Below are 13,640 nucleotides of genomic sequence, written 5' to 3' on the forward strand. Positions count from 1 at the left end.
GTCTTAAAATTGTACTTTTGCACCTCGTAAAAGTACAGTAATGAACGCACAAAAAAAAGTGGCTTTTTACACACTGGGTTGTAAGTTGAACTTCTCTGAAACCTCAACTATAGCGCGTAATTTCATTAATGAAGATTTTGAGCGCGTAAGTTTCGAAGATAAAGCCGATGTCTATGTGATAAATACATGCTCAGTTACTGACAATGCAGATAAGCGTTTTAAAACAGTTGTAAAATCTGCACTGAAGAAGAATGAAGATGCTTTTTTGATTGCTGTTGGCTGTTATGCACAATTAAAACCTCAAGAATTAGCTGCCATAGATGGTGTTGATTTGGTACTAGGTGCCACAGAAAAGTTTAATGTTACTAGTTACCTCAATGATCTTACTAAAAATGATATTGGCCAAGTACATTCATGTGAAATTTCTGAAGCTGATTTTTATGTAGGTTCGTATTCAATCGGAGATAGAACCCGTGCCTTTTTAAAGGTGCAAGATGGTTGTGATTACAAATGTACCTATTGCACCATACCTCTAGCAAGAGGTATTTCGCGCAGTGATACTTTAGAAAATGTTTTAAAAAATGCTAAAGAGATTTCTGAGAAAAATATTAAAGAAATTGTTTTAACCGGTGTTAATATCGGTGATTATGGGAAAGGTGAATTTGGTAACAAAAAACATGAACATACTTTTTTTGAATTAGTGCAAGCACTAGATAAAGTTGAAGGAGTAGAACGTTTAAGAATTTCTTCAATAGAACCTAATTTATTGAAGGACGAAACCATAGCTTTTGTGGCAAATTCTAATCGTTTTGTACCACATTTTCATATTCCGCTTCAAAGTGGAAGTGATGCGCTTCTCAAAAAAATGAAACGCCGTTATTTGCGAAAGATTTATACAGATAGAGTAGCCAAAATACGTCAAGAAATGCCGAATGCTTGTATTGGTGTCGATGTAATCGTTGGTTTTCCTGGCGAAACAGATGAATTATTTTTAGAAACCTATAATTATTTAAACGATTTAGATATTTCCTATTTACACGTATTTACCTATTCTGAACGCCCCAATACGGAGGCTATTTTAATGGATGCGGTTGTACCCAAAAATATTAGGCATAAACGTAGTAAAATGTTGCGTGGGCTCTCAGTCAAAAAGCGTAGAGCATTTTATGAAAGTCAATTAGGCAATGAACTAACTGTACTTTTTGAGAGTGAAAATAAAGAAGGATACATTCAAGGATTTACAGAGAACTACGTAAAAGTAAAAACTCCTTGGAATCCCGAATTAGTAAATACTTTGCATACAATAAAACTGACCGAGATCGATACAGATGGTTTGGTACGTTTCGATTTTTTGAAAGAATCTGTTTTGAGTTAATTATGAGTAGAGTTCCTGTTTATTTTGTACCAGGTCTAGGTGCAAATATTAAAATTTTTGAATATTTAGAACTTCCAGAAGATCAATTTGAAGTTCATTATTTAGACTGGTTAGTTCCTGAATCTATAGATGAGTCTATAACACATTATGCACAACGCATGTGTCATAGAATTCAACATGAAAATCCTGTACTAATAGGTGTTTCTTTTGGTGGGGTAATGGTACAAGAAATGAGCAAACTTATCGCAACAAGAAAAACAATTATTATCTCTAGCGTAAAGTCTAAAAAAGAACTTCCGAAACGATTGCGATTAGCGCGTGCAACAAAAGCATATAAACTATTTCCAACAAAATCGGTTAGTAATATCGCTGCTTATGAGAAATATGCCTTTAGCGGATTTACTAAAAAACGTGTAGCGCTTTACAAGAAATATATGTCGATGAACGATCAATTATATTTACCATGGGCAATTCATAATGTATTACACTGGAATCAAGAAACGCCTTTAGAAAATGCAATTCATATACACGGAACCGAGGATGGGGTTTTTCCTATAAAACACATTAAAAATTGCATCATTATCCCAGGAGGAACACATGTGATGATCTTAAATAAAGCAAAAATAATTTCTGAACTTCTAATTGAACATATTTAGTACTTTCGCTATATGAATATTGAAAAGACTTTTATTGAAGGATTATTAGTTATTACCCCAAAAATTTTCACCGATAATAGAGGTTATTTCTTTGAGAGCTATAATAAAAAAAAACTTGAGCATATTTTAAATATAGCATTTGTTCAAGATAATGAATCGAGTTCTCAAAAAGGTGTCTTAAGAGGACTTCATTTTCAAAACCCACCTTATGCACAAGGAAAATTGGTACGCGTAATTAAAGGAAGTGTTTTAGATATTGTTGTTGATCTTCGTAAAAACTCAGAAACGTATGGAAAACACTATAAGCATATTTTATCTGGTGAACACAAAGAACAGTTATATGTGCCTGAGGGTCTAGCACATGGCTTTTTAGTTTTAGAAGATGATACTGTATTTAGTTATAAATGTACTAATTTCTATAACAAAGAAGCCGACAACACGTTACTATGGTGTGACGAAACACTAAATATTAATTGGCAAATTAAAAATCCAATTGTATCTGAAAAAGATAAGAACGGACAAGAATTTGCTACATTTGTATCTCCATTTTAATTAAAAACAATGCATAAACATCATAAATTTTTAATCTTACTTTCTGTCGTTATTTTAAGTGGGATTCTTATAAATTTTACACTACAAGATGATGTAGAAAATATTCCTAATAAGAGCACTTCTACTAATAAAAACACAAATGACACTTATAAAATTAAAGCTTTAAAGATTCCACAAAATTTATCGTTTGCAGGAGAACTAGTCCCTTTAGAAAAACCTGATGTTAAAGAACGTATTGATAGAGAACTTTTAGTAAATACCTACTGGCAGTCTAATGCATTATTATGGTTTAAGAGAATACATAAATATTTTCCTATTATAGAACCAATCTTAGAAGAAGAAGGTGTGCCTAATGATTTTAAATACTTAGCGGTAATTGAAAGTGATTTGCGCAATGTTACTTCTCCAGCTGGTGCTAAAGGTATGTGGCAAATGTTAAAAAGTGCAGCTAGAGAAAATGGGCTTGAAGTAAATGAAAATGTAGATGAGCGTTATCATCTAGAAAAGGCTACCAGAGCTGCTTGTAAATATCTTAAAAATGCAAAAAAACGCTTAGGTAGTTGGTCTTTGGCTGCTGGAGCTTATCACGCTGGTAATCATGGTATTGACAAGCGTTTGAAAGAGCAGCAAGTATCTAGCTATTGGGATGTTTTAGCTGGTGAAATGACTGAACGCTATGTGCCAAGAATTATTGCCGCAAAAGAGATCTTATCAAACCCAAGTAAATATGGATTTTCTTTTGATAAAGAAGACCTTTATGTAATGCCTGAGACCTATTCGGTAAAAGTTGATACTCCTATTGTTAATATTGCAAGCTTTGCTAAAAAACACAACACCTATTACAAAGAATTGAAGTTTTTTAATCCTTGGTTACGTGAGAATAAACTCAATAATAAGTCAAGAAAAGTGTATTATATTAAAGTGCCAAATAAATAATTACAGGTTTTCTAGTAAGGTCATAGACTCTCGCTTGTGTAAACTTACATTATCTTCAAAAACTCTGAGTAAGATTTCTGGTTTATTAAAGAGATATACCTCAGCTTTATTTTTTGCTTCAATTTCTATGGTTTCTTTAGCATTCACATACGAATCAGTTTTATCTAATGCGCTCAAGAAAATAGTGATTGCTACAAATTCAGCACCTTTAAAAGCAGCATTGTCACTAGCATTTAATGTTAGATTATTGGTTTTACCAACTGCATCAATTGAGGAGTTCCCAGAATAATTTATCACTGCACCTTCAGTAACAACATCAAGTTTAGACCTTGATGATTCTTTCGAAGTAACAACAAGACTATCTGTCTTCACTATAAGTTTACTTCTTGAACGCTCATTCATCTCTAAGTTGAAAAATTTAGTGTGAAGATTTCTAAGATCAATATCAGATTTATTATTTAAAATCATATCTAGGTTAAAAAAATCAAGCTTCTCTTCTGCCTTTACTTCACTATCATCATTTAGTGTAATTTGATCTAAATCTTCTACATACAATGTAAGGTTAAAACGTTTAGAATTGGTAATTCTCTTATTCAAAGAAAGCGTTAGTACACTATTTCTTACATCTGCATCTAGAACGTCATGTAGATTTTCATCAGCTTCGACTTCCAGTTTATTTTCACTTCCTTGTTTTAAGACAAGTTCAATCTTATCATTTACTTCAAGTTTAGAAAAATAATCAAAAGTACGTTCTTCGTTGGTAACATTACGGTTACCTTTTATTTTAGATTGAGCACTTACTGAAAACACAGAAAAGATCAATAGATATAGCAAGTAGTATTTTTTCATAATTGAGCTATTATTTGTTTTGTAGTTTCATATTCTGAAATGATATCATTCAAAATCTGTGCCGCAGGTTTAATATCATGTATCAATCCAGCTATTTGGCCTATTTCTAACTCCCCTTCTATCAGATCTCCTTCGAACATACCACGTTTTGCTCTTGCTCGACCTAACAATTGTTTTAGTTCTTCAGGCGTAGCACACTTTTGATATAACTCTTGAATATCATTATAAAACTTATTCTTTAACAATCTTACAGGAGCTAATTCCTTTAAAGTTAATTGCGTATCTCCTTCTTTTGCATTCACCACTTCCTCCTTAAAATTAAGATGTGATGAGGCTTCATTACTCGCTACAAATCGACTACCTACCTGTACCCCATCTGCACCTAACACCATGGCTGCTAACATGCCACGACCTGTTGCTATGCCTCCCGCAGCAATTAGCGGAATATCAATTTGTTCTCGTACCATAGGCAATAAAGTAAATGTAGTGGTTTCATCTCTACCGTTATGACCCCCAGCTTCAAAGCCCTCTGCAACAACGGCGTCAACACCGGCATTTTGTGCTTTGAGCGCAAACTTTACACTACTCACAACATGAACTACAGTGATCCCTTTATCTTTTAGAAAGGATGTCCATGTTTTCGGATTACCAGCCGAAGTAAATACAATTTGAACACCTTCATCGATGATGATTTTCATAATCTCATCAATGTTAGGATATAACATTGGTACATTTACTCCAAAAGACTTATTGGTTGCCTTTTTACATTTTTGTATATGTTCAAGAAGCACCTCAGGGTACATTGACCCTGCTCCTAACAAACCTAAGCCTCCCGCATTACTGACCGCAGAAGCTAACTTCCAACCACTAGCCCAGATCATACCTGCTTGAATTAAAGGATATTTAATATTAAAAAGGGAAGTAATTCGATTCTTCATAGTGAAAAAAATCCTGTTCTCACAGGAAGTAATGACATGTCGTTTTTGCTAATTTAAGAAATTACTCCAGAACCTAACAATTCATCATCAAGATACCAAGCAACAAATTGTCCTTCAGTGATGGCAGATTGTTCATTTTCAAAATCTACATATAGGCCTTCCTCAACCTTGTACAAAGTAGCTTTTTCTAAAGGTTGACGATAACGAATTCTCGCCTCAACCTTCATTGAATCTCCATCTTTAAGCATTAAATCTTCGCGAAGCCAATGAATCTCATCATTTTTCACAAAAAGCGTATTTTTATATAAACCTCTATGGTTTTTACCTTCACCAGTGTAAATAATATTTTCCTCAACATCGGTTTCTATCACAAAAAGAGGCTCTTTAGTACCACCTACTGCCAAACCTTTGCGTTGACCTTTGGTAAAGTAATGAGCTCCTTGGTGCGTGCCTACCACTTTTCCGTCAGAAAGAGCATATGTATATTTTTTTGCTTTAAAAGCCAATTCTTCTTTTTTCGAATTAAACGTTAAAGTTTGATTTTGATATACTAACGCATCTTCAGAAATCTGAACAATGTTTCCTTCTTTAGGTTCTAGTTTTTGCTGTAAAAATTCTGGCAAACGTACTTTTCCGATAAAACATAATCCTTGCGAATCTTTTTTATCGGCTGTGATCAAGTCTTGCTCTGCAGCAATCTTACGAACCTCTGGTTTTGTTAATTCTCCAATTGGGAATAATGATTTCGCTAGTTGCTCCTGCGAAAGCTGACACAGAAAATAAGATTGATCTTTATTTTTATCTTTTCCAGCTTTTAACTGATATATCTCTTGACCATCTTTCGTAAACTGGTCTTTTCTACAATAATGCCCAGTCGCCACAAAATCAGCACCTAGATCTAGCGCTATCTTTAAGAACACATCGAATTTTATTTCACGGTTACATAATACATCAGGGTTTGGTGTTCTGCCCATTTCATATTCTCGAAACATATAATCGACAATTCGCTCTTTGTATTGTTCACTAAGATCAACCACTTGAAAAGGAATACCTAATTTTTCGGCAACCAACATAGCATCATTACTGTCTTCTAACCACGGGCATTCATTAGAAATGGTAACAGACTCGTCATGCCAATTTTTCATAAACAGACCTATCACCTCATAGCCTTGCTCTTTTAACAAACACGCAGCAACACTTGAATCGACACCTCCTGAAAGCCCTACAATTACTCTTTTCATGCCTTATTTTTGGAGTGCAAATATAGCAATAAGTACGCATAAAAAAACCATAGCTTTCACTATGGCTTGGTTAGGGTATTAAATGTTTAGCGCACCTCAAATACATGAGTATTTTTTAATTTCCCTTTTTTGGTTTTGGTTTTAGTGTTCTTCTTGGTTTTTTCTTGTTTGGTTGCTCAGTACTTACTAATTCTCCATCTGCATAGTTCTCCCAAGTACCAACGCGAATATCATTAATAAATTGTCCTTTCGTTACTAAATCTCCTGTCTTTCTACTGTAATAAGCTGCTTGACCATTTAATAACCCGTTCTTATAATTTAAATCTTGATAAATATGGCCTTTAATTGCATACTTTTTATAATTACCGTCTAATTTACCATCTTTATAACTAGCAACTTCAGTTGGTTTACCATCATTAAAGAATGTCTTATAACTACCATGCAATTTACCGTCATTATTGTAGTTTTCTTCAGACATTACAGTTTTTCCATCGGCATGAAAATATAACCATTTTCCTATCCTATTTTTTCCTACCATAACACCACTGCTCTCTAACACTCCTTTATCAGTATAAAACTTAACATTTGCTTTAGTATTAGCAAGATTGTACTCTTTAATAACTATAGGAAAATCTGATGTAGCAGCCGAATAGAACTTAAATGTACCTATTTCTTTACCATGCTTAAACTCACCAACATAACGTACTCTACCATTATTATAATTTTTCTTCCAAACGCCATGTCGCTTCTTGTTACTATCAAACTTATTGATATTATTCTGAGCATTTAATTCTATAGTACTTAAAAGCACTATAAATATTATTAAAACAGATCCTACTATTTTTTTCATTTTAAGAAATATATTTTAACGAATATAATCATTAATCATACCATTTCTACTAACGATAAATTAACATGTTTATTTTGAGCTATTGGGCTAATGTTCTTAAAAAATATCGGCTTTCGAATAATAAAATTATAAAAAATGAGTTTTTATTTATCCTAGTTAAGAGAATATAACTGAACACCATAACAATGGTAGCGCTAAACAAAAAAATGACGAAATACGCTCTCATAAAAGAGTTAAATGAGATTAAAAGTATGAGTAAATCTCACAAAGAAAAAGTGAGTAAAACTGTACTTCAAGATGAAAATCTATTTAAATCTCTAGTAGAAATAGCTTTTGATTATGATAACGAGACTTCTGTAAAAGCTGCGCAAATATTGGAAATTGTTTGTGAAAAACGCTTAGATTGGATTGCTTATAATTTACCTCATTTTACCGAGAACATTTCCTATTTAAAAAATGATAGTGCCATAAGACCTGCCGCAAAAATTTGTAACCTAATTGCTAAAGAAGTAAGTTCAAAATTTGACTCATCAATAAAGGTCATTGCTACGCAAGAACAAATAGAACAGATTATAGAAACTTGTTTAGAGTGGTTATTAAATAAAGAAACTAAAGTTGCGAGTAAAGCACACGCCATGGAAGCTTTGTTTTTTCTTGGAAATCGTTTGAACTGGATTCATTACGAACTCAAAATGATTATCGAACGTGATATAGAAGATGAAAGTCCTGCTTATTCAGCTAGAGCGAAGAAAATATTAGAGCGCTTGGCTAAAGATAACCAAGCATAAAATTCTTTTTTGTATGTCTGGCTTTATGTTATCATTATATTTTAAAGCGTCATTCCGAATTTATTTCGGAATCTCATCACTGAATAAATCTAGTATTTACGATGAGAATCTGAAATAAGTTTAGGTTGACGAATACCATATTATTATGATTCATTACGACAATCAAAATTCTTTTATCTTTTCATTTCTAAGCTAGTTTTTAATCATTATTTTTGCTACTCTAAAGCAAAAACTTAATGAATCTTAACAGCTTAAATGCTATTTCACCAGTTGATGGGCGCTATCGTTCTAAAGTATCTGAATTAGCCCCTTATTTTTCTGAAGAAGCCCTCATAAAATATCGTGTTAAAGTAGAAATTGAATACTTTATAGCACTTTGCGAAATTCCTTTACCACAATTAAAAGAATTTGACAACTCCCTTTTTGAATCGTTAAGAGCAATTTATGTAAATTTTTCTACTGAAGACGCCACGGCTATAAAAGACATTGAAAAAGTTACCAATCACGATGTAAAAGCTGTTGAATACTTTATCAAACAAAAGTTTGACACTTTACAACTTCAAGCATATAAAGAATTTATTCATTTCGGATTAACCTCTCAAGACATCAACAATACCGCCATACCTATGTCTATTAAAGAGGCCGTTGGCGATGTATATATCCCTGAATATTTTAATGTTTTGCATAAACTTGAAGCCTTAGCTGAAGAATGGGAAGCGATTCCTATGCTTGCACGCACCCACGGTCAACCTGCGTCTCCTACTCGACTTGGCAAAGAATTAGATGTTTTTGTGACTCGTCTAAGAGAACAATTCAATTTATTAAATGATATACCTAGTGCAGCAAAATTTGGTGGTGCAACTGGTAATTTTAATGCCCATAAAGTAGCATATCCTGCTATTGAATGGAAAACATTTGCAACTAACTTTTTACAAAGTTTAGGTTTACAACATTCTTTTCCTACAACTCAGATTGAGCATTATGATCATATGGCAGCATTGTTTGATACGTTAAAGCGAATCAATACGATTATTATTGACTTAAATCGCGATATTTGGACCTACATTTCAATGGATTATTTCAAACAAAAAATCAAAGAAGGTGAGGTTGGGTCATCGGCAATGCCACATAAAGTAAATCCTATAGATTTTGAAAATTCTGAAGGAAATCTTGGAATTGCCAATGCCATTTTTGAGCATTTATCGGCAAAATTACCCATTTCAAGACTACAAAGAGATTTAACAGATTCTACCGTTTTACGTAATGTAGGCATTCCTTTTGCACATACCATTATCGGATTTAAGGCTACGTTAAAAGGTTTAGATAAATTATTACTCAACAAAGAGAAATTTGAGCAAGATCTTGAGCAAAACTGGGCAGTTGTGGCCGAAGCTATTCAAACCATTTTAAGAAGAGAAAGCTATCCAAATCCGTACGAGGCACTAAAAGGATTGACTAGAACCAACAAAAAGATCAATAAAGAATCGATTGCCAATTTTATAGAAAGTTTAGAGATTTCTGACGCCATTAAACAAGAATTAAAAGTAATCACACCAAGTAATTATACAGGAATTTAATTAATGCGAATTTCAATTTTATTCATACTTGTCTTTTTAGTAATTTCAGCCTGCACAGAAAAAGGTATGGATGCAACCGAACTTAGAACAGGCACATTCGAAACCTATTTAGATGCGTCTGATGAACTATCTGTTGCAGTTCGTAATGATTCTATTCAAATAGAAACTTACGATGGCAAAAAGGATACTTTTAACATTGAATGGAAATCAAATTTCGAATATGTATTAACAAAGGTAAATCCTAAAAAAGGACTCGATAGTGTTCCGTTTTATGTAAAAATTACCAGAATTAAAGGAAAAGAATATACCTTTAAGGCGTATTACAAAAACTCTAATTTTAAACAAAAAGGCAAAGCTATTAAACTTAAAAACTAACCATCATGCTAGAAATGTTTACAGATCCAGGTATATGGATGGCACTTTTAACTCTTGTGTTCTTAGAGATAGTATTAGGTATCGACAATATTTTGTTTATTTCTATTGCCTCTAACAAATTACCTCAAGAGCAACAAAAAAAGGCAACTAATATTGGCCTTTTTTTAGCCATGTTACTAAGAGTAATTTTACTTTTTGGTATTTCGTATTTAACAGCAATGGATAAGATAATCTATAAAATAGATACTTCATGGCTTAAAGTTGGAATAACAGGACAAAGTATCATCATGCTTGCCGGTGGTTTGTTTCTATTGTATAAAAGTGTACAAGAAATTCATCATAAAGTGGAAGGTGAAGATGAAGATAAAGCCAAAAAATCTAAAGCTAAAGTTTCGTTAAATAGTGTTATTTTTCAGATAACTATGATCAATATTGTATTTTCGTTCGATTCAATTTTAACAGCTGTAGGTATGACGACAGGTATTAATAAAGAAGCCACACCTATAGATGAAGCATTGATCGTTATGATTATTGCTGTCGTTTTATCAATGGTGATTATGATGTTATTTGCCAACCCTGTAAATAAATTTGTAAGTAAACACCCAACTGTACAAATGCTTGGGTTATCATTTTTAATACTTATCGGGTTCATATTGATCTCAGAAGGTGCTCATATGGCACATTTAAAATTATTTGGTTCAGAAGTAGGTGTAATTCCAAAAGGATACTTATATTTCACTATTGCTTTTTCACTAGGTGTAGAAGCTTTAAATATGCGTTTACGTAAAAACGTTTTAAAAGAAGAAGCGTAAATATTAATGAAACAGAACTTAAAACATACCCTTAGTGCTTTTCTACTAACTGTAGTAGTTCTGTTACCGTTTTTTGTACAAGCCTCACATGCACTTGAAAAACATGAACATGAAATTTGTACAGCTAAAGATATAAAGCATTTTCATAAGCAAAAATTTGATTGTAGTATTTATCATACAATTATAAAAACTAGTTCTCTTGAAAATGATTTTTCTTATACGATAAAAAACATTGAAGAATGTTTACATTCTTTTGTTACAAATGTTCAAAATGCTTCTTTAGGTTATAACGATCTTGCTCCTTCACGCGCACCACCATATTTTATTGTTTAACTGTCACTTCTGTTAACACAGGAATTTTATACTCCTTTTAAGGAATTTTAAACAATAAAATATATACTCATGAAAATTAAATTATGGATCCTTTTTATAGGATTTTCAGTCACTACATACGCGCAAAACACATTACAAGGAAAAGTAACAGATATAGATAATAATCCGCTTTTAGGAGTAGAAATTTATGCTCCAAAGTTACATAAAGGCACAACTAGTTTAGATGATGGCACCTATACATTCAAAAATTTACCTAATGGAAAAGTAACCATTGTCTTTGCTTTTATAGGATATCAATCTGTAGTAAAAACTATTGATTTTAACGGATCAATACAACAATTAGATATCGCTTTAGAAGAATCTGTTTTTAAAATGGATGAAGTTATTGTCTCTACACCTTTCAACAAATTACAAAGTGAAAATGTAATGAAAGTTGAGCATAAAACTATAGAACAAATCCAAAAAGCTGGTGCCCCAACTTTAATACAAGGCTTATCAATTATCCCTGGTGTATCACAAATATCAACCGGAACGAATATTGGTAAACCAGTAATTCGTGGATTAAGTTCAAATCGTGTTTTGGTATATACACAAGGTGTGCGATTAGAAAACCAACAATTCGGTGATGAACATGGTTTAGGTGTAAATGAAGCTGGTATTGCAAGTGCTGAAGTAATTAAAGGTCCCGCTTCGTTATTGTATGGTTCTGATGCATTGGGTGGTGTCTTATATTTGAACCCTGAAAAATTTGCGAAAGCTAATACCGTAAGCTCTTCTATTGGCTCAAAATATTTTGCGAATACCCAAGGAACAAATACTTCTTATGTGTTTAAAACCTCTGGTGAACAATTAAAATTTCTGGGTCGTGGTACTTATAGTAAACATATAGATTATAAAACAGGAGATGGTGAGCGTGTAACAAACTCAAGATTTAATGAATATGATGTTAAAACAGCTTTAGGATTAGAGTTGCAAAATTTTAGTTCAGAATTACGCTATAATTACAATTTATCCAATATTGGTATCCCCGAAGAAATTGGTGCACAGAATACACATATCTCATTAGTTGCACCCTATCAAAGTATAGGCAATCATATTTTAAGTATGCACAATCACATTTATTTTAAGAACTCGAATCTTGATATTAATGTTGGCTATATTGCCAACAATAGAAAAGAGTTTGAAGAACACCATGAAGAAGAGGAAGAAGAGGAACATGATGAAGAAGGTGAAGAAGCTCCTGAACTTGCTTTACATATGAAATTAAAAACGTTTACTTACGATGCCAAATATCATTTACCAAAACTAGGCGCTATTGAAACCATCATAGGTGTACAAGGGTTACATCAAGAGAATAGAAATTTTGGCGAAGAACTATTAATACCTAATGCTAAAGTGAATGACCTTGGTATATTTGCAACTATGGCTTATAATTGGGGAGAGCATTATCTGCAAGGCGGACTTCGTTTTGATAATAGAAATATTATCTCTGAACGTATGGAGATTGAGGAACATGATCATGAAGATGGGGAAGAACATGAAGACGAAGAAGAACGTGTTTTTGAAGCTATCGATAGATCGTTTAACAGTTTTACTGCTTCTTTGGGTTATAAAACAACTTTATTTAAAGCTATTACTTCTCGTTTAAACATAGCGACGGGCTTTAGAGCTCCAAATTTAGCTGAACTAACCTCTAATGGTGTACATCATGGAACCAATCGTTTTGAAATTGGTAATGCTAATCTTAATAATGAACAAAACTATCAAGTTGATCTAGCGTTAGAATATAAAAATGAGCATTTTGAATTTTTCGTAAACGGATTTTATAATGCCATCAATGATTATATTTTCTTACAACCTACTGGAACTTTTAATGAAGAAAATCAAGTATTTAAATATGTACAAGATAATGCCAAATTATATGGTGGTGAAGCTGGGTTTCATTTTCATCCGCACCCCTTAGATTGGTTACATTTTGAAAGTAGTTTTGAAATGGTTATTGGTAAACAAGATAATAATGCTTATTTACCCTTAATACCTGCAAATCAGTTTAACAATACCATTCGTGCTGAATTTAAAGATATTAACTGGTTAGAAAACGGATTTACCTCAGTAACGTTAACTACTGCTTTTAAACAAGACAAGGTAAGTCAGTTCGAAACAACAACCGATGGCTATAGCTTATTAAATGCTGGTTTTGGTGGTGATTTTATAATCGGTAAAACAAAATTCAATGCGAGCCTAACCATTAACAACTTACTAGATAAAACCTATGTAAATCATCTATCGCGTTTAAAAATAGATGGCATACAAAATATGGGTAGAAATATTGTAGCTGGTCTTCGATTTCATATATAA

General features: G+C 32.7%; 14 protein-coding genes. 10 read left to right on the top strand and 4 right to left on the bottom strand.

The window, feature by feature from the left end; genetic code table 11:
• Positions 1-40: 40 nt before the first annotated feature.
• Genes mtaB through AC1EUY_RS01655 form a run of 4 tightly spaced genes read left to right on the top strand, consistent with a single transcriptional unit; the run spans position 41 to position 3,519 of the window.
• Positions 41-1,375 (top strand): tRNA (N(6)-L-threonylcarbamoyladenosine(37)-C(2))-methylthiotransferase MtaB, encoded by a 1,335-nt coding sequence (gene mtaB, locus AC1EUY_RS01640; protein WP_480193757.1) that lies wholly within the window; start codon positions 41-43, stop codon positions 1,373-1,375.
• Between the two features lie 2 nt (positions 1,376-1,377).
• Positions 1,378-2,031, top strand: a complete 654-nt coding sequence (locus AC1EUY_RS01645; RefSeq protein ID WP_480193758.1) for an alpha/beta fold hydrolase — start codon at positions 1,378-1,380, stop codon at positions 2,029-2,031.
• Positions 2,032-2,043: 12 nt separating this feature from the next.
• The gene (rfbC, locus tag AC1EUY_RS01650; RefSeq protein ID WP_480193759.1) at positions 2,044-2,583 is read left to right on the top strand and encodes a dTDP-4-dehydrorhamnose 3,5-epimerase; all 540 of its coding nucleotides are present in this window, start codon (positions 2,044-2,046) and stop codon (positions 2,581-2,583) included.
• 9 nt (positions 2,584-2,592) lie between these two features.
• Entirely contained in the window at positions 2,593-3,519 is a 927-nt protein-coding gene (locus AC1EUY_RS01655) for a lytic transglycosylase domain-containing protein (RefSeq protein WP_480193760.1), read from the top strand.
• On the opposite strand, the gene AC1EUY_RS01660 is transcribed toward AC1EUY_RS01655, so the two are convergent.
• The 4 genes from AC1EUY_RS01660 to AC1EUY_RS01675 form a co-directional block, all read right to left on the bottom strand.
• Positions 3,520-4,368, bottom strand: coding sequence for a GIN domain-containing protein (locus AC1EUY_RS01660; RefSeq protein ID WP_480193761.1), 849 nt, complete (start codon positions 4,366-4,368; stop codon positions 3,520-3,522).
• Entirely contained in the window at positions 4,365-5,306 is a 942-nt protein-coding gene (locus AC1EUY_RS01665) for an NAD(P)H-dependent flavin oxidoreductase (RefSeq protein ID WP_480193762.1), read from the bottom strand. Before AC1EUY_RS01665 ends, AC1EUY_RS01660 begins: the two co-directional genes overlap by 4 nt.
• Before the next feature lie 53 nt (positions 5,307-5,359).
• A complete protein-coding gene (mnmA, locus tag AC1EUY_RS01670) occupies positions 5,360-6,547 on the bottom strand; it encodes a tRNA 2-thiouridine(34) synthase MnmA (RefSeq protein ID WP_480193763.1) in 1,188 nt (395 codons plus the stop codon).
• A 115-nt stretch (positions 6,548-6,662) separates the two neighbouring features.
• Positions 6,663-7,397: a toxin-antitoxin system YwqK family antitoxin gene (locus tag AC1EUY_RS01675; RefSeq protein ID WP_480193764.1), complete on the bottom strand. Its 735-nt coding sequence runs from the start codon at positions 7,395-7,397 to the stop codon at positions 6,663-6,665.
• Positions 7,398-7,603: 206 nt separating this feature from the next.
• Between AC1EUY_RS01675 and AC1EUY_RS01680 the strand changes: the two genes are divergently transcribed.
• The 6 genes from AC1EUY_RS01680 (at position 7,604) to AC1EUY_RS01705 (ending at position 13,640) form a co-directional block, all read left to right on the top strand.
• A complete protein-coding gene (locus AC1EUY_RS01680; RefSeq protein WP_480193765.1) occupies positions 7,604-8,185 on the top strand; it encodes an adenylosuccinate lyase in 582 nt (193 codons plus the stop codon).
• A 236-nt stretch (positions 8,186-8,421) separates the two neighbouring features.
• On the top strand, positions 8,422-9,762 hold the full coding sequence (gene purB, locus AC1EUY_RS01685; RefSeq protein WP_480193766.1) for an adenylosuccinate lyase: 1,341 nt from the start codon (positions 8,422-8,424) through the stop codon (positions 9,760-9,762).
• Positions 9,763-9,765: 3 nt separating this feature from the next.
• Complete coding sequence (locus tag AC1EUY_RS01690; RefSeq protein ID WP_480193767.1) at positions 9,766-10,137, top strand: hypothetical protein; 372 nt, start codon at positions 9,766-9,768, stop codon at positions 10,135-10,137.
• Positions 10,138-10,142: 5 nt separating this feature from the next.
• Positions 10,143-10,949 (top strand): TerC family protein, encoded by an 807-nt coding sequence (locus AC1EUY_RS01695; RefSeq protein ID WP_480193768.1) that lies wholly within the window; start codon positions 10,143-10,145, stop codon positions 10,947-10,949.
• Positions 10,950-10,955: 6 nt separating this feature from the next.
• Complete coding sequence (locus AC1EUY_RS01700; protein ID WP_480193769.1) at positions 10,956-11,282, top strand: hypothetical protein; 327 nt, start codon at positions 10,956-10,958, stop codon at positions 11,280-11,282.
• Positions 11,283-11,351: 69 nt separating this feature from the next.
• Complete coding sequence (locus AC1EUY_RS01705; RefSeq protein ID WP_480193770.1) at positions 11,352-13,640, top strand: TonB-dependent receptor; 2,289 nt, start codon at positions 11,352-11,354, stop codon at positions 13,638-13,640.

The organism is Maritimimonas sp. 2210JD6-3, assembly GCF_056591795.1.